This window comes from Kitasatospora sp. NPDC059327 (genome assembly GCF_042752535.1).
In the GTDB taxonomy this organism is placed as follows: Bacteria; Actinomycetota; Actinomycetes; order Streptomycetales; family Streptomycetaceae; genus Kitasatospora.
Window position 1 is genome coordinate 130,047 of sequence record NZ_JBHYYB010000010.1, and the last position, 17,868, is coordinate 147,914.

The 17,868-nt window shown below is 72.2% G+C and carries 11 protein-coding genes; 7 read left to right on the forward strand and 4 right to left on the reverse strand.

The features are described 5' to 3' along the window. The first annotated feature begins 84 nt into the window (after positions 1-84). From ACFXHB_RS09510 to ACFXHB_RS09520, 3 genes are all read left to right on the forward strand, one after another. Positions 85-1,455: a glycosyltransferase gene (locus ACFXHB_RS09510; RefSeq protein ID WP_380573304.1), complete on the forward strand. Its 1,371-nt coding sequence runs from the start codon at positions 85-87 to the stop codon at positions 1,453-1,455. Between the two features lie 246 nt (positions 1,456-1,701). Continuing rightward, positions 1,702-1,983, forward strand: a complete 282-nt coding sequence (locus ACFXHB_RS09515) for a hypothetical protein (RefSeq protein WP_380573330.1) — start codon at positions 1,702-1,704, stop codon at positions 1,981-1,983. A 530-nt stretch (positions 1,984-2,513) separates the two neighbouring features. After that, on the forward strand, positions 2,514-3,674 hold the full coding sequence (locus tag ACFXHB_RS09520) for a hypothetical protein (RefSeq protein ID WP_380573305.1): 1,161 nt from the start codon (positions 2,514-2,516) through the stop codon (positions 3,672-3,674). 705 nt (positions 3,675-4,379) lie between these two features. On the opposite strand, the gene ACFXHB_RS09525 is transcribed toward ACFXHB_RS09520, so the two are convergent. From ACFXHB_RS09525 to ACFXHB_RS09535, 3 genes are all read right to left on the reverse strand, one after another. Continuing rightward, a complete protein-coding gene (locus ACFXHB_RS09525; RefSeq protein WP_380573306.1) occupies positions 4,380-4,910 on the reverse strand; it encodes a hypothetical protein in 531 nt (176 codons plus the stop codon). 170 nt (positions 4,911-5,080) lie between these two features. Further along, positions 5,081-7,135 (reverse strand): hypothetical protein, encoded by a 2,055-nt coding sequence (locus tag ACFXHB_RS09530; RefSeq protein ID WP_380573307.1) that lies wholly within the window; start codon positions 7,133-7,135, stop codon positions 5,081-5,083. Positions 7,136-8,171: 1,036 nt separating this feature from the next. After that, entirely contained in the window at positions 8,172-9,203 is a 1,032-nt protein-coding gene (locus tag ACFXHB_RS09535; protein WP_380573308.1) for a medium chain dehydrogenase/reductase family protein, read from the reverse strand. 131 nt (positions 9,204-9,334) lie between these two features. Here ACFXHB_RS09535 and ACFXHB_RS09540 point away from each other — a divergent pair, with 131 nt between their 5' ends. From ACFXHB_RS09540 to ACFXHB_RS09555, 4 genes are all read left to right on the forward strand, one after another. Continuing rightward, complete coding sequence (locus ACFXHB_RS09540; RefSeq protein ID WP_380573309.1) at positions 9,335-9,976, forward strand: TetR/AcrR family transcriptional regulator; 642 nt, start codon at positions 9,335-9,337, stop codon at positions 9,974-9,976. Between the two features lie 490 nt (positions 9,977-10,466). Beyond that, complete coding sequence (locus ACFXHB_RS09545) at positions 10,467-11,651, forward strand: cytochrome P450 (RefSeq protein WP_380573310.1); 1,185 nt, start codon at positions 10,467-10,469, stop codon at positions 11,649-11,651. A 664-nt stretch (positions 11,652-12,315) separates the two neighbouring features. Beyond that, positions 12,316-12,546 (forward strand): hypothetical protein, encoded by a 231-nt coding sequence (locus tag ACFXHB_RS09550; protein ID WP_380573311.1) that lies wholly within the window; start codon positions 12,316-12,318, stop codon positions 12,544-12,546. Positions 12,547-12,727: 181 nt separating this feature from the next. Continuing rightward, a complete protein-coding gene (locus tag ACFXHB_RS09555) occupies positions 12,728-15,019 on the forward strand; it encodes a helix-turn-helix domain-containing protein (RefSeq protein WP_380573312.1) in 2,292 nt (763 codons plus the stop codon). A gap of 6 nt (positions 15,020-15,025) precedes the next feature. Here the strand turns inward: ACFXHB_RS09555 and ACFXHB_RS09560 are convergent, their stop codons facing one another. After that, a complete protein-coding gene (locus tag ACFXHB_RS09560; RefSeq protein WP_380573313.1) occupies positions 15,026-17,821 on the reverse strand; it encodes an AAA family ATPase in 2,796 nt (931 codons plus the stop codon). Positions 17,822-17,868: the final 47 nt, after the last annotated feature.

Here is a 17,868-nt window from a genome sequence, read left to right on the forward strand (position 1 = left end):
GGGGGCATGCGTGGCATCATCGAAAGGACGGCCGCCCCCGGTTGCCGGCCGCGCCCCGGAACGTGTCAGCAGCGGAGGATCTCCGTGCCTCGTGTCGTTGTCATCAGCCCGCCGTTCCGCTCGCACGCCACACCCCTGAGCGTCCTGGGCGCGGCCCTGCGCGACGCGGGAGCCGATGTCACGCTGGCCTGCGCGCCGGCCTTCACCGACCTGGCCGAGCGGCACGGCCTGGAGTTCGCCCCGTTGACCGTCACTCGCAACGCCAACCACGGCATCGCGCAGCGCACGGCCCAGGCCGACGGCGAGGCCGAACGCCTGCGGGAGTTCCTGGAGGCCACCCGCGAGGGCGCCGTCGCGACCCTGCTCACCCAGGCCCGTCACCGCCGGGCCGACATGCTCACCGACCCGGACCGGATCCTGGCGCAGGTCCGCGCCCTCGACGCGAGCACCCGCCCCGACTGGTACCTGGTGGACCAGCTCAGCTACCCGGTGACACTGGCCATGCACTGCCTGCGCCTGCCCTACGCCACGTTCTGCCCGGGCCATCCCAGCTACATCCCGGCCGGCCCGGACGCGTTCTTCGGCCTGCCCTACGCCTGGCCCGACACGCTCCGGCCCCACCCCCACGCCCTCGCCCGGCTGCGCACCGCGACGGCGGTGAACGACCGGGCGTTCACGGAGGTGTTCCGGGATGTCGCCGGGCGGCAGGCGTCCGAAGTGCCCCTTCCGGAGCGGGCCTTCGCCCTGTGCTCACCGCATGCCGTGGTGTTCAACTACCCCGAGCTGCCCTGGCTCCCGGCCGCGCCTGCCGGCCCTGCGGCGATCTACGCCGGGCACTGCACGCTCCGGTCCGGCGCGCCGGGGCTGGACGAGTTCTGGCGGGCGACGGTGGCCCGCCTGACCTCGGGCGGGCGCCCGCTGGTGCTGATCGCTTTCGGCACGTTCCTCTCGGCCCGCCACGACGTCCTGCGCACGGTGACCGAAGCGGTGCTTGAGCGCACGCGGGCGTCGGTGGTCGTTGCTGCGGGTGATCGCGTCGAGGACCTCGTGCGCGATCCGCGGCTCGCGGCGGTGCCGTCCGATCGCCTGTGCGTCGCGGAGGCCGTTCCTCAGCGGGAACTCCTCGCTCGCGCCGCCGCGATGGTGCATCACGGTGGCAACAACTCGTTCACCGAATGCCTGACGGCGGGTGTGCCGATGCTCGTCCTGCCGTTCTCCAGCGACCAGTTCGCGATCGCCCACGACCTGGAGCGGGCCGGGCTGGGCGTCTGCCTGGACCCCAACACCCTCGAAGTCGAGAGCGTGGGTGCCGCGGTCGGGGGCCTGCTGGCGGGCGCGACGGGCGTGCACGAGGCCAGGCGCGCCGAGGTCCTCGCCGCGGGCCCGCACTTCGCCGCCGAGCGGCTGACGCGCGTGATGTCGGGCGCCCCGCGCGCGGGTGCCGCGGCGCGGTGACGTTCCCCCGCGGCCGCGGGGCGGGCCCGGGTGCTGCCCCGTGCCGTCTCCGTAGTCCCGCGCCCGGGCTGTGCCTCCCTCCGGGACCGACCCCGGATCGCGGACCGGATCTCGGGCCGGATCGCGGCCCGCGGCCGTGGTGCGAGCACAGGCGGTGCGCAAGCGATGCGAGTTCGGTTCGGTGCGTGGCTGCGTGCACGCCGGTTCCTGGGGCCCTGCCAGGGAGTGGAGAGAGTGATTGCCATGCTGATCGTCCGCAAGCTTCACGAGGCCGGCGTCACCAGCGAGCACGCCTACACGGCGGCATTCGGTTCTGTGGGTCTGTCGTTCCTGAGCTGGATCGTGTCGATGAAGGCGGAGCACGCCGGGGTCGAACGGGCCGACCGCTGGGGCATCTTCGTCGGTGAGTGGGCGCCGACGTTCTTCGGTCTGGGCCTTGCCCTCGCCCAGTACGAGAATGCCTCGGAGGAGGCGGGTGACCACCGCGGTGCGTGGTCCGACCGCCGGGCGGGAGCCGAGGCGAGCTGAGCGCCGGCCCCGACCGGGCCCGGTGCGCTGCGCGCCGGGCCCGGCGCTCGCGTCGGAGCTGATTACGTGGCCGGGGAGGTCCGCAGCACACGACTGATCCACGCCCGTGACCCCGACGGTGTGCTGTTCGGCTCGGGCAGCCCGGCCCGACCGACCCGGAGAACCGGTGAGACTGTTCACCTGGCTGCTCGACTCCGGCATCCCGCACCGACGGTCGCGCCCTCACCGACGACGTGACCTAAGCCCGGCTCACCGTGGTCTCCGGTGGGCAGATCACCAGTGACCACATCCCCGCCGCACACCGACCTGCTCCCCGGTCCCCCCACCTCGGCCACTTCCACCCCGTCTCCCGGCGGGTTGGGCACGGTTCCGGCGATCGGGATGCCGGGTCCGCGCAGGCAGCGGCTTCCCTGTCAAGTACTTGTGTTCAGGGGTAGCTGATTCAGGTGTAAGACAGGGCGCGCGGCGATGAAGAGCGACTGTGACCTGATGTAGTTGCTTCGCTACATTCCGTCGAACCTGGGAGAGTCATGGTCTACTCAAAGCCACAGGAGTTCGGTGCGTTGACGCTCGTCTTCAGTGTCCGGGAGGCCTTGCCGCCGGACGGCTATTACGCCTTGTCGGGCGGCATCCCTGACCCAGACTTCACCGGGCTCCCGATGACTTGGGTGAAGGAGACCGAGAACGGTTCGGGAGTGCTCACAGCGCCTACGGACTGGAAGAAGGTGGAAGGTGGGCTCGTACCGGTAAGCCCGTCCGGGTACCGGGTCCTCAGTGACTGCTATGCAGACGGGACAGTGATCGCTGGCGTCGGCTTTCCGACGCCTGTGAGCCACGAGTACCTGATGTGTGTGAAGGAGACCGTCGACGGTCACGACTACACGGCGCTCGGGATCGAGGGTGAGAAGCAAGGCCTGTACTCCGAGACAAAACGCCCTGTCACCATCCCCGACGGTTCGGGGATCCTGATGATCCCGGGCGCGTCATTGTGGTTTGACGGTGGCCATGATGGGCGGGGCAACGGGAACGTCTACGTCCTGAACCTGCCGTTCCAGACCTGGAAGGGTCCGCAGCTGGACGTCCCGATCCTGCGCGACTACGTCGACGTTCCAAGGACCGTCAACGAGGTCATCGACCGGAAGGTCACCGTGCCCTGCACGGCGTTGACCGACAAGGGCAAGTCCCCGGAGTGGACCGTGGAGAACTCGCCCGTCTACACGCTGCAGCGCAAGCGCTCCTACACGCTGGTCGAAGCGCTCAACCTGAAGGACTCCTCCAGCCCCGGAGAGATCTCGCAGGAGGTGGAGGTCGGGGTCGAGTCGACCAAGTCGTCCAGCTTCTCGGAGAAGACCGGCTTCAAGGTGGGATTCGAGGTGGGAGCCGAGTTCGAGGGACTCGGGGCGAAGGTCACCGGTGAGGCGTCCTACGAGTTGGGCTACGAGGAGAGCCACTCCGTCAGCGTCATGCAGAACACGACCAAGGGCGTCAAGGCCGATGCCGCCGCCCGGCACACCACAGCTCTGTACGTGGAGAACCACGCCCTCTTCGCGCTGCGCGTGGACGGCAGCGCGGTCTCGGACGCGGACGACCTGGACTTCTACGCCGGTGGCAGCTACGTGGCCGTCCAGTATCCGCCGCCCTCGCAGGGCGAGGTGCCGCCGCGCGTCACCGTGGCCTCCGCCGGCACCTGATACGGCACCACATCGAGAGGCTGCGGATCGGCCTGTGCGCGCTGGGGCGGTCTCCTGTGCGATGTACCGCCCCAGCGCGGGGCCGGGGGGCTGGGAGGCTCGTCGGCCCGCTTCTGAAGAGCCCCGGCGTCGGACCTGACCCGGCCTGTCGCCGGAGGCCGTGCCTGGGACCGGCCGGAGGAGTCAGGGCTTCGGGAAGCGCACGACGTTGTCGGGCAGCCGCACCTGCCCCTCGGCTTTGCGCAACCGGTCGGCCAGCACGGCGCCCGCGAGGGCGAGGTGGGTGGTCCGGTCCTTCAGGGCGGTGTTCTCCTCCGTCAGGCAGGAGACCCGTTCCGGGGAGGGCGGGGAAGGACGGGACGACGACGGAGTCGGCCGGGATGTAGTTCACGTCACCGGGGAAGAGGATCTGCGCGGCGTGCGCGGCGTGCGCGGTGCCGGCGGTCAGGGCGAGCAGCGGGGCCAGTACGGCCGCCGCGGCCAGCGCGGAGGCCGGTCGGCGAAGACTCATGGGAGGACGGCTCCTTCGGGAGGCGGAATCGCCGGCGCCCGGCACCCGATCGGTGAGCGACGCCGTGGACCGAATCCTCCCGGTCCCGGCCGGTGCGGTGACATCCCAGGCTTCTGGATGGCTCTCCGTCCGGCGGTGGCGAAGGGAGGCCGCCCGGCCCGGCGACACCCGGCCGGGCGGCGGGGCTCACCGGTTCAGGCCTTGACGAGCTTGAAGGTGGTGTAGGCGTGGCCGCTGTAGATCTCGGTGGCCGGGCCCAGCCAGGCCTTCCCGGAGGTCTTGTGGGCGACGGTGCGGCGGGACTGGTCCTCCAGCTTGAAGCCGTCGTCGCCGGGGACGATCTTCCAGGTCGTGGCGCAGCCGTCGGCCTTGCCGAGCTTGATGCCCTTGTCGACGGAGCACCAGGTGTCGTAGCCGGGCCAGTTGGAGCTGGTGGAGCGGATCGTGTAGCCCGCGTCCTTGGCGTCGAGGACGACGGCGGTGCCGTTGCTGTTCTCGCTGTTCGTCAGTAGGGCCCAGTCGTTGTTGGTGTCCACCTCGAAGGTGACGCCGCGGTTCCCGTGGTTGGTGGCGAGCATGTAGTAGGACTGCCCGCTCTCGATGGCCTCCTCCGGCGGCGCGGCGTGCCCGGCGGGGGCGCTGATGCCGAGCAACGCCGCGGCGGCGAGCGCGGCTACCCAGGATGGGCGGGAGGAACGGGGGGAGTGGTGGGGGGTGGTCCGCATGACTCGACTCCAAAAGATCGTGTGCATCGCAATTCGATGCCGAGGAGAAGAGTCGCAGGCGCTCGGGCCCGGGGGTGCGGTCCGGACCGGGGTTCACTCGATGAGGGGAAGGATGTTTCGGCGCTGTTCCACCGCCCCGGGCCGGGGCGGTGGAACAGCGGCGGGCGGCGCTAGACGAACCGCACCTGCGGCGGGTTGCCGGTGGAGATCGACACCCGCCCCTGCTGGAACTGGACGTCGCAGCCGCTGGTCAGGAAGCCGTTCTCCTTGGTGGCCGAGAAGCTGCCGGTCTGGAAGGAGACGGTCAGGCCGCGCTCCATGCCGACCCACTTCTTGAACTCGGCGATCGCGGAGAAGACGATCCGGTCCGGCAGGGTGACGAAGATCCGCTCACCGTCGTGGCTCAGCTTCATTCCGCCGCCGACCGAGAGCATCCCCCGCACCCGCGCCTCGCCGGAGACCCGGGCCTCGACCGTGTGCAGTTCGTTCAGGCTCGCCGTGCCGGCCGTGACGGTGCCGAGGTCGTGGCCACCGTCGCGCAGGACGCGCAGGCCCTCGGCGGGGAACTCGATCCAGCCGTCCGAGGTGGAACGGCCCTGCACCCACTTGGTGTTGACGCCGTTCAGGTCCGCCTTGTCGGCGGCGACGACACCCCAGTCCTGGCCGCCGTCCTTGTGGACGTCGATGCCGTTCTGCGGGAAGCCGATCCAGCCGTGTCCGCCGTCGCGGTCGCCGACCCAGGTGGTGTTCAGGCCGTTGAGCCGCGCCTTGTCGGCGATGACGGTGCCGAGGTCGTGGCCGCCGTCGCGCAGGACGCGCAGGCCCTCGGCGGGGAACTCGATCCAGCCGTCCGAAGTACCGCGCCCCTGCACCCACTTGGTGTTGACGCCCTCCACGTCGGCCTTGTCGGCGTGGACGGTGCCCCACTCCTGGCCGCCGCCCTTGCGGATGGCGATGCCGTCCTGGGGGAAGCCGATCCAGCCCTTCCCGGCGTCTCGGTCACCCACCCATGTGGTGTTCAGGCCGTTGACGTCCACCTTGTCGGCGGTGAGGGCGCCCAGGTCCTGGTTGCCGTCCTTGTGGAGGGTGGCGCCGGGCTGGGTGAACTCGATCCATCCGCTGCCGCCGTTGCGGCTGCCGGCCCAGGTGGTGTTGACGCCCTCCACATCGGCGAGGGCGGCCGTGAGCACGCCCAGGTCGCTGTTCGACCCGTGGTAGACGTTGAGGCCGCGGTCGGGGAAGGTGATCCAGCCGGCGCTGTCGGTGCGGCCCTGCACCAGCCGGGTGGTGACGTTGTCCACGTCGGCCTTGTCGGCGGTGATCCGGCCCAGGTCTCCGGCCGGGTCGCGGACCTCCGCTCCGTCCGCGCCGAGGACCAGCCGGCCCTTGTTCGCGATGCCCTCCACCCACGGGCTGCGGGTCCCGCTCGCGAACTCGGGAATCACCGCGTGCACGGTGGTGGTGAGGAAGTACCCGCGCTGCTGGCCGCCGCCGGCCGCCTTGGCGACCAGGGTGTAGGTGGTGCCGCGCTTCGGGGCGGTCGTGGTCCAGGAGTACTCCTGGTGGGCCGGGGCGGCCCCCGCCACCGCCGGTTCGCGGCGGACCTCGGCGCCCGTCTGGTCGAGGATCACGTAGTCCAGGCCGTTGGGGCCGTCCCAGCGGAGCACGAGCTGCTCGCCCGCGTCGGTGTCCAGCTGGGACTTGTCCGGGCGGAAGTTGCGCGGGACCCGCGGGGTCTGCTTCGCCAGCCCGAGGTGGGTGGTGTAGTGGTCCTGGCGCATGGCGATGTTGGCGTCCCCGCCGCCGGCCCGCTCGCGGATCTCCAGCAGACTCAGACCCGCGCCCTCGGCGACCGGGATGTTCTCCAGCTTCAGCACCAGCGCCCCGTGGGCGTCCAGGAGCGCGAACTGCCGGGTGGGTGGCTGCGCCTGGGAGAGTCGGGCCCGGAAGCAGTCGTTGGCGGCGTCCCAGGCGAACTCCAACGGGTCGTCCCAGGGGCTGGAGTACGTCCGCTCGATGGTGGCGGTGACCGCCGCGGGGGTGTCGGTCAGGTTGGAGGACTGGGCGAGCAGCGGCAGGGCCACGTCGATGTAGTCCCACTCCACCTGGGCCTGGTGGGTGTTGGAGACGATCAGGTACACCGTCCCCACGGAGGGCTCGTTCGGGAGCGAGGCTTGGAGCGATGTCGGATCCGCGACGATCTCGTAGTGCAGCAAGGACGGCACAGTACGGACTCCCTGGCTCGGCGTTTCACACGGTGCGCACGCGTACGCGAGTGCGTCCGCGTGCGCGGCTTGGCGGCGGAACGGGTGCCTACGGACCTGTCGACCGTAGGCACCGCTTCGCCGTCGGAGTGCCGCGATTGCCGGGAGCTGGCCCGAACCGACTGCCCTCTGGCCGGAACGGATGCGTGAACTCCGTTAACAGAAAAGTGAGTTGATATTGATGGGAAGCCGGTGCCGCAGGTGCTCAGGGGGGCAGCGGCTTGGCCGGCACCAGTTCGCGGGAGACGCCGTCCGGGAGCAGGTCGCCCGGCTCGCCGGTGGCGGTGAAGCCGGCGCGCTCGTAGTGGACAGTCAGTTCGGTGGGGTGATGGGTGCGCCGGTACCGGGGAGAGGCCCGCCAGGGGTGTGGGCGAGGGCCTCGTCGAGGTCGACGTCGAGGTCGACGTGGTGCGGACTCCGAGGAGGACGGGGCGGTCGACCGTTCATCGCATCCTGGTCCGCAACGGCCTGGTCGACCAGCAGGTCCAGATCCGTCGCCGCGTCTACAAGCGGTGGCAGTGCGACGTGACCGATGTGGGCGTTCGCATGAGCTCGGTCGCGACGACCGTCACCAGATGGCCGTTCTCGTTGTCACTACCTCGCACTGTCCGGCCTTCCTGTCACCGGGCCCCTCCGGTGTGGTCGGGCGTTCAGGGCGCCGGGCTCGCCGGGCTGAGCCCGGCGAGCCCGGCGGTGTCCTTGATGCGGATCGGACGGTCCGGCTGCGGAGGGCGGCGGCCCCGTCCTGGGAGTAGTCGGCGCGTGTGAGCCACATGCCGGAGCCGGGATCGGCGGCCGCCATGGCTCCGGATCAGGCCAAGTGTCGGCGGTCGGCAGGGGCGACCACGTCGAGCTTGGGCGAGCGGAGCTCATGGTGCTGGTCTTTCGATGGAGGGGGCGGTGCCACGGACCGGCGCTGACGGGTCGGCGGTCGTGGAACGTTCCGGGGGCGGAGTCTGGCAGGTGGCCCGGACGGTCTCGCGGTCGCGTGGGTGCGTCAGGGTGTGAGGACGATCTTGCCGGTGACGGTGCCGGATTCGGCCAGGCGCAGTGCCTCGGCGGCCTGGGTGAGCGGCAGGGTCGCGGCTATCCGGGCGGTGACGTCGCCACGGCGCACAGCGGCGAAGACCTCGGTGAGGTCGGCCCGCAGCCGGGCACGGAAGCGGTCTGTGCTCAGAGCCCGGCCGGCCCAGATGTTGTAGAAGTAGGCGCGGCGCCGGTTGGGCAGGGTGTTCCACAGCCAGACGCGGGCGAGGATCTTCAGGACGGGCCACTGCTTGGAGCCGGTGTCGTCACGGGTGGAAGCGCTTCCGTAGGCGACGAGGGTTCCGCCGGGAGCGAGCAGGTGCCAGGAGTCGGTGACGCTTCGGCCGCCGAGGTGGTCGAAGACGGCGTCCACGCCGCCGGGCGCCAGTTCCCGGACCCGGGCGGGCACGGCGCCGGCGCGGTAGTCGATCGGGACGACGCCCAACTCCCGTAGGGCGTCGTGGTGTCGGGCGGAGGCGGTGCCGATCACGTGCACGCCTGCCGCTTGGGCGAGTTGGACCAGGACGGAACCCACGCCGCCGCTTGCGCCGTGTACCAGGACGGTCTGCCCGGCGCGTACCCGGGCCTTGCGGTGCAGCATCTGCCAGGCGGTGATCCCGTTGACCACCGCGGTCTCGGCCTCCGCTGCCGTGAGGCCGTCCGGGACCTGGACCGCGTCCCTGGCGTCGATCACCACGTGGCTGGCCCACCCGCCCACCTTGACCAGCGCGGCCACCCGCCGGCCGGTCAGGGCCGGGTCCACGCCCTGGCCGGTCGTCAGAACCTGGCCCACCAAGTCGTATCCGGGCACGAACGGGAACGGCGGCTGGTCGTAGTACCGCCCACGGCGCATCTGCTGCTCGGCGAACGACACGCCGGTCGCCTCCATGGCGATCACGACCTGCCCCGGGCCGGCCACCGGGACGGCCCCCTGGCGGATCCGCAGGCCCTCCGGAGCCACGACGCCCGGCAGGACGACCTCGACGAGGTGTGCGCTTCCCATGATCCTCACGACCTTCTCGATAGATGCTTTCGCGTTCGTTATAAGTTGTAACGCATCCGTCGGATGAGAGTCAAGAGCGATAGTGATAGCCTCTAACCAACTGATGGTCCGCGACCGGTGGGAGCGACGAAGTGGACACCAGAACGCCGCGGGAGCGGTACCGCGCCCAGGTGCGGGAAGAGATCAAACAGCACGCCTGGACGCAGATCGCCGCCGCCGGGGCCTCCGCCCTGTCCCTCAACGCCATCGCCAAACAGATGGGCATGAGCGGACCGGCCCTCTACCGGTACTTCGCCAACCGCGACGAGCTGATCAGCGAACTCGTCAAGGACGCCTACCGCAGCCTGGCCGACGCCTTCCACGGGGCCGCCGGGGCCGGCGCCGACCTCGGCGGCCTTGCCCAGACCCTGCGCCGGTGGGCCCTGGCCGACCCCCAGCGGTACTTTCTCATCTACGGCACCCCCGTGCCCGGCTACCACGCCCCCGAGGACACCACGCGGATCGCCTCCGAGATCATGGCGATCATCCTCGACACCTGCGCCGCCGAGCGATCACCCGGCACGCCGTCCTCCCCACTCGACCCGCACCTGGCCGAGCACCGGGCCTGGGCCGGGGAACACCCGGCCCCGGCGTCGGCACTCCGCCGCGCCCTCGCTTTCTGGACCCGCCTGCACGGCGTACTCTCCCTCGAACTCGCGGGCCAATTCACCGGAATGGACTTCGACCCCGCCCAGCTCTACACCGCCGAAACAGAAGCTCTCGCGGGCGGTTGACCGTACGGGTCGACCGTCACCGAGGAGGTCGCGGAAGCAGCCGGATCGCCGGAACAAGTCCCACGAGCACCGGTCGGGTCGGCTCGGCCACTTCGAAGATCTTCACCGGCGCGGGCCACGGGTGCGTGATCCGGGGCGCGCCCAACGCACAGGGCACCCGCCGGGTCGTCGGGTGATGTCGAGCGGGCATCGCGCGAGCCGATGACCCCGCCCGGGACGTATCGGAGCGTGACTCGTCGGTCGGTGGTCGGTAGTGGGAAACCGCTCCGACAGTCCGCACCACATGGGGGATTCCATGGCTCGGGCCTGCCCACCGAGGTCTCCTGCCCACCGAGGTGTCCTGCCGGCAGGGGGCGGCTCCGGCGGGGGCGAGGGCGTGCGGGGGGCGGCTCCGTGCCCCTGTGCGCCGCACGGGACTGGGGCGGATGTGCGCGGCGGCGTGGGCGCCTGGGTATCGGGAAGTCGGTACCGGGTGGTCAGGGGAGGGCCCATGAGTGAGCAGGAAGCACCGCCGATCTCGATCTTCTACCGCCGTGACGGGCTCGACCCGGGCCCGGCGCTGGGCAAGGCCCAGCGCGAGGACCCGGTGCGGCGGGTGAGGGACTTCTGGCTGCACCGCGTCGGTGAGTACTGGCTCGTCACTCGGCACGCCGACGTGCGGCGGGTGCTGGCCGACCAGGAGGCCTTCGCGATGTACGACGCGGAGCGCGCACCGGTCCTGCCGAACGAGCTCCTCAACATGGACCCGCCGGAGCACACCCGGCTGCGCCGCGTCCTGACTCCGGATTTCACCGGGAAGCGGATCCGCGCACTTGAGCCGATGATCCGCGCCCGGGTCGGCGAGCTGATCGACGGCATGCGGGCGCGCGGTCCCGCGGCGGACCTGATGGCGGACTTCGCCCTGCCGCTGCCGCTCGGGGTGATCTGCGCGCTGCTCGGCGTTCCCGATCCCGATCAGGAGGAGTTCCACCACTGGTCCCGGACCACGCTGGATCTCGGGCTGCCCATGGAGGAACGGCTCGCGGCCGGCCGGGAGTCGCACGCCTACACGGCCTCGCTGGTGGCCGAGAAGCGGCGCAGCCCGGACGACGGGATGATCGGCATGCTCGTCCGGGAGCACGGTGACGCGGTGTCGGACGCGGAGCTGGTCGGTGTCTGCGAGCTGTTGCTGCTGGCCGGGCACGTCACGGTGTCCAACACGATCGGCCTGGGCGTGCTCGCCCTGCTGGCGCACCCGGAACAGGCCGGCCGGTTGCGCGACGCCGACGACGCGGATCCGGTGATCGACGCCGCCGTGGAGGAGTTGCTGCGGTACTTGTCCGTGTCCAGCACCGCGCTGGCCCGGACCGCGCGGTACGACACCGAGATCGGCGGGGTGCCGATCAGGGCCGGTGACCAGGTCGTCTGCCAACTGCCGGTGGCCAACCGCGACCCGGAGCTCGGCGCCGGGATGGACCGCCTGGACATCGGGCGCGAACCCGTGTCGCACCTGGCGTTCGGGCACGGACCGCACCACTGCCTCGGCGCGCCGCTCGCCCGCGCCGAGCTTCGGATCGCGCTGCCCACGCTACTGCGGAGGCTGCCCGGTCTCGCGCTCGCGTGTCCCGTGGAGGAGGTGTCCTACCGGGTGAACAACGAGGTCTACGGTCTCCACGCACTACCGGTCACCTGGTGACCGGCGACGTTGATCGGCTCCTTCAGTCGGTCCGGCCCGGGGCTGTCGGCGCTGCGTTCCCTGTCGGGCGGATCGGAGATCGGTCTCACCGACCGGAACGCTGTCCAGTGAGACGACCGGCACCGGCTTGTTCGTCAGGGCCGCGAGCCGTCACCCGTGTCCGGACAGCCGTGGACCGCACCGTTCTCACCCGCACCGTTCTCACCCGCACCGATCTCTAACCGCTGGTTGTTCCCGGTGGTCCCGAAGTGTCACCTCGCCCGCAGGGGTGGTGTCCGGGCAGGAGGGCTCGCAGTCAACGATCCGGAGACGTCGCTCGCCACCCTGGCGACCCTGCTCGGCCTCGCCGACCTGGTCGTCGTCGCGCCGTCCTGCTCCCTGCCGCATGTGCGATCGACGCCGCCCTGCTCGCCCGCGCACTGCGCGAGGGCACCGGTGCGATCACCGCCGACCTCGCCGCCAACCGCGCCGGGCCGTCAACCAGGCGTCGCCGGCCCCGTCCGGCAGCCGGGTTGTGGTCAACAGGTCGCCTACGCCGGTCACCCGGCGGCCGGCTCGATGGGCTGACCGGAGGCGCGTCGCGAGGGAACGCGGGACGGCCGACACGCTGTCCCGTCCGCGGGTCCGTACGCACCTCCGGAGTCGTGCGGACCGCAACCGGCGGGTGTACCAAGGGCTCTCCGAGCGGCAGCCGTACCTGGAGAACGCCGGGGACCAGATCTCCCGGTACGCCCACGGCGTCAGCGCCAACCCCGACACCCCGTCGGTCAACGTCACCCGGGTCGATACCTTCTACTCCTCCTACTCCTCCTACTCCTTCGGCGATGTGCGGCGCTGGACGGCGCTGGACGGCGATGCCGATCGACGTCACCAGCCAGGTCAGCTCCACCGGTGACCGCACCACGCCGAACTCCGACCCGACGGTGCGGCTGACCCCGCGGGCTCGACGAGTCGGGCCGGCGGAGGGCGGCCGTCCCTCCGCTCGTTCCCGACAGGACGTTCGGACTTCGCTGTTCCGCCGCCTCCACTACAGTCGGGCCACTGATCTCGCACCGGAGGGGCTGCTTGGGATGGACATGGCTGGCAGGCGTGAGGATCACGGTGGGACCACGTTCGCCGCGGAACTGCGGCGGCTGCGACAACGGGAGAGGCTGACGCTGGAGGCGCTGGCGGAGTCCTCCGGAGTCAGCGTGCGAGCGATCGGCGGGCTGGAGCGGGGGCACAGCCTGGGGCCGCAGCGCAGGACGGTCACGGCGCTGGCCGACGGGCTTCGGCTGGGTGAGGCGGACCGGGTCCGCCTGGAGCAGCTCGCCGAGGCTGGGCGGCCGCGGCCGGTGACGGCACCGGCCGGCTGGTGCGTTCCGCCCCGGGAGGTCCCGGACTTCGCGGGGCGGGAGGTCGAGCTGGCCCGGCTCGCCTCGCTGCCGGCGGTGGGCACGGGGGCGCCGGTCGCGGTGCTGTCCGGCCCGGGCGGCATCGGCAAGACCACCCTCGCGGTGCGGGCCGCGCGGTTGATCGCCGACTCGCGCGGCCTCGACGTGTTCTACGTCAACCTGCGCGGGTTGGATTCCGAACCGTTGGACGCGCACGCGGCGCTGTTCCGCCTGCTCAAGGCGCTGGGAGCTGCGGACCGGGACGTCCAGGACGACATCGACGGCCGCGCCGGGCAGTTCCGCACGCTGTTCGAGCGGCATCCCGCCGTCCTGGTCCTGGACAACGCCCGGGACGAGGCGCAGGTGCGTCCGTTGCTTCCCGGCGAGGGGTCGGGGTCGGTGCTGGTGACCAGCCGCCGATTGCTGACCGGGCTGGAGGGCGTCCACCGGCTGCCGGTGCCGACGCTGGAGGCCGCGGAGGGGCGGCTGCTGCTGGCGTCGATCATCGGCGATGTCGACGGCCCGCGCGGCGAGGGGCTCGACGAACTGGCCGCGGTGTGCGGCGGGCTGCCGCTGGCGCTGCGCATCGTCGGGAACCGGCTGGCCACCCGACCGGCCTGGACCGCGGGGGAGTTGGCGCACAGGCTGGCCGACTCCGGCAGGCGGCTGGAGCAGATCCGGGCCGGCGACCTGCGGATCACGGCGGCGTTCCGGATGTCGTACGACCAGCTGAGCATGGCGGCCCGGTGTCTGTGCCGACGGCTGTCGTCGGTCCCGGGCCCGGACTTCGACGTGGCACTCGCCACGGTGGTCGGCGGGGCACCGTCGCCGCGGGCCGCGGACCTGCTGGACACCGAGGACGTGCTGGAGGAGTTGCACGAGCTGGGGCTGCTGTCCCAGTCCGACGACGGCCGTTACGGCTTCCACGACCTGATCCGGCTGTTCGCCGCCGAGCGCCTCGCGGCGGAGGAGCGGCCGGCCGAGCGCGCGGCCCTGACGCGGACGACGGTCGAATGGCTGCTGGAGGTGACGGCCGCCGCCGGTCTGTGGTTCGACCCCGATCACGGGGCCGCGCCGGCGCACTGGCGGCATCCGGTGGACCTGTCCTCCTCGGAGGCGGCCGAAGCCTGGCTGCGGACCGAGTCCGACAACTGGTTCGGCGCGGTCCGGGTCGCCGCCGCGGAGGGCTGGGACCGCCTCGTCGTCGGGACCGCGGACGCGGTGCACTGGTTCGCCAACCAGTGGATGCTCTGGGCCCACTGGCAGGAGCTGTTCACGCTGTCCGCCGCCGCGGCGCGGCCTCTGGGCGATCCGGTCGCGCAGGCGACCCAGCTGTACAACCTGTCCTGGGCGACGGCCCAGAACGGCGACACCGAGCAGGCCTTGGCGTCCGCGCTGGAGGCGGCGCGGATCGCCGAGCGGGCCGGCGCGGCACGCCAGCGGGCCTGGGCCCTGCACTTCGCGGCGCGGGCGATGATGTCCACCGATCCTGCGGCGTCGCTGCCCTACTCCGAGCAGTCGGAGCAGCTCTTCGCCCAGGTCGGCGACTGGACGGGCCGGACGACCGTCCTGATGTCGGTCGCCGTCACCCTGCTGGGCCTCGGTGAGCCCGGAGCGGCGATCGAGAAGCTCCGGGCGGGCATCGAGATCGCCCGCCGCCCGCCGGCGGGCGAGGCCTGGCAGACCGTCGCCGACGTCCTGCTGACCTCCGGTCACTTCTACCTGGCCACGGCGCACCAGGCAGACCAGCGGTACGACCTGGCCGAGTCGGCCTACCGGACCGCCGCCGAGAACGCCGGCCGTACCGGCATGACGCTCCATCAAGGCCGCGTCCAGCTGAAGCTGGCCCAGCTCCAGCGCCAGCAGGGCCGGCTCACCGAAGCCACCTCGACCCTGGAGGCGGCGCGGGAACGCTTCACCGCCGCGGACGCCACCACGGAGATCGCGGCGGCCGAGGAACTGCTGAAGGCATGGAGCGGCACCGACGGCGGCTGAGCGGTCTCACCCGCGCTGCTGCGCCTCCTGCTCCAGCGCGTCGCGGAGGGCGGCTCTGCTGGTGATCCCGAGTTTGGGAAACGCCTGGTAGAGGTGGGTGGAGACGGTGCGGGGCGACAGGCAGAGCTTGACGCCGATCTGTTTGTTGGAGAGTCCCCGGGCGGCGAGGCGGGCGATCTCCCGCTGCTGGGGAGTCAGCAGGCCGCGGTCCCCGGCGCCGTGCGCCGCTTCGCCACAGGCCCGTAGTTCGGCCCGGGCGCGGGCGGCCCAGGGCGCGGCACCGAGCCAGTCGAAGGTCTCGGCCGCGGTGGTCAGGTGGTCCCGGGCCCGGGCAGGTGCCCTGGTACGGCGCAATCGTTCGCCGTAGTAGAGACGGATCCGCGCCTGCTCGAACGGCCAGCGCTCGGTGCCGTCGACCGCCAGCGCCTCCCGGTAGCAGGACTCGGCCTCGCCGTCGTTCTCGGTGGCCAGGCCGGCCGCCGCGAGCACCACCATCTCCAGCCGAGGCGAGACGCTGCGCAGGCCCGCGGCCCGGGCGGCGGCCACCAGGCTCAGGGCCTGCCCGCGCCGTCCGGTGCGCACCGCGGCCTCGGCGGCGTCCAGGAGGACCCAGAGGGCCTGCCCGACGAACGGGGCCAGTGTCCCCGGCGCGGAGATGACGCCCAAGTGCCGGTACGCCTGCTCGAATTCGCCCCGCGCCAGGGCGATCGTGGCGCGGACCTGTGCGGCGTACCGGCGTACGGCCTCGGCCCGCCGGGCACCGGCCCACTGGTCCATCCGGTCGGCAAGGAGGCGGGCCGCGTCGAACTCGCCGCAGACCGCGGAGACGCAGCCGAGGGTGAAGTTCGCCGTCCACGACCGCAAGGGGTGGTCGAACTCCTCGCACAGGTCCAGCGCCTCCCGGCACAGGCGGCGCGCCTGCGGCCACTGTCCGGCGAACCACGCCCGGCTGCTCAGCAGGGACAGGGCCTGGATCGCCGGGAGGATGTTGTCGCCCCCGCTGCCACCGGCCGCCGTTCGGCGCAGCGGCTCGTCGACCAGGTTCAGGCGGTCGCCGTACGCGCAGGCCGTGGCCACCTTCAGGATCCGGACTGGATCGCGCTCGCCGGTCAGCGCCGCGGCGGCGGAGTCGAGCCGCTCCCAGTCCGTGCGCCGGGCCCGCGCCGGGTCGCCGAAGACGGTCCGCATCAGGTGGAGGGTGTCCGGGGCCGGGTCGAGCCGGGCCGCCAACGCGTCGAACTCCGCCCACAGTTCGGGGCGCCCCCCGTACACGCAGACCATGAGCAGGGTCGCGAGCGCCTCCGGTACGGCCGCGTCGGGGTGTTGCGGCGGGTGTTGGGTCGACCGCCGTTGCTGGGCGATGGCCCCGCCGAGCAGCCGGAAGGCCGTGTCGACGTCGCCGTAGCTGTTGAGCAGGAACACCGCGGCGGCCATCGCCGCGGGCAGGGAGTCGGCCGCGGGGTCGGCCCTGCGGGCTTCCTCCAGCAGGCGGGGGACCTCCCGCAGACTGCCGGTCAGGTTGGCTCCTACGTAGGCGGCCTTGGCCAGCAGGCGGGCGCGTTCCGCTCCGGTCGGGCTCAGTTCGGCGGCGCGCACCAGGGCTCCGGCCGCGTTCGGTCCCTCGCCCCGGCGGGCGCTGACCTCGGCGGCCTCCTCCAGCAGGGCCGCGATCTCCGCGTCGGGTTCGATGGAGGCCCTCGCCAGGTGCCAGGCCCGTTGCTCGGGCACCCCGATCCACGCCTCGGCCAGCGCGCGGTGGACGCTGCGTCGCTGGTCGCTGGCCGCCAGGTCGACCACGGCGGAGCGGATGAGTGAGTGCCGGAAGGCCAGCCGGCCGGTGGCGTCGTCGATGTGGACCAGTCGCACGCGCTCGGCCGGCGCCAGGTGCTTCAGGTCACAGCGGCCGGCCACGGCGCGCCGCACGACCTGAAGGTTGCCGCTGCCCTCCAGTGCCGCGACCAGTAGCAGGTGCCTGGTCGGGGCCGGCAGGGTCTCGACGCGGGCGGCGAACGCCGCCTGCAGCCGTTGGGTCAACGGAATGCGCCGCGGCAACGGCGCTGCCGCGGTGCGCTGCGGGTCGGTGAGGGCGGCGGGGAGTTCCAGCAGCGCCAGCGGATTCCCCTCGGCCTCGGCGACCAGCCGACGCCGGACCCGCGCGGCCAGCGCCGGGAACCGGTGGGTGAGCAGTTCCTCGGAGTCGGCCGGGCTCAGCGGGCCCAGCTCGTGGACGGGCAGGCCGACGTGGTCGAAGAAGCTCGGCTCTCCCGGTCGTGCGGCGCACATCAACCCCGTGCCGGTCCCGGCGAGCCGGCGCGCGACCCGTTCCAGGACCGCGGCGCTGGAGCGGTCGAGCCACTGCGCGTCGTCGAGGACCAGCAGGCCGGGCCGGACGGTGGACAGACTCTTGAGCAGCAGGACCACGGCGTCGGCGACCGCGTCGGGGCCGGGGGCGATCCCCGGTTCGAGGCCCAGCGCGGTGGCCAGGACCGGTGCCCCGGTCACGGCCTCGCGCAGCTCGGGCGTGGCCGTCAGCAGTTGCACCAGGGCCGACCAGCCGGCCTGGGAACGGTACTGGACGCCGGTGGCCCGCAGGACCCTCAGCCCGTGCCCCGCCGCCCGGGCGGCGGCGGCGTCCAGCAGGGCCGTCTTGCCCACACCGGGCTCGCCCAGCAGCACCACGGAGCCACCCGCCTCGGGGATGCCCGTGAGGAAGTCGTCGAACCGCGCGAGGTCCGGCGACCGGCCGAACAGCGTCCCGTGCGGAGTGTCCGGTGTCGACTCCTGGACCGATTCGTCGAGCATGGTGACGTGCCTCCGCAGGTGTTCGGGATGCCTCCATTGAAGTCGCC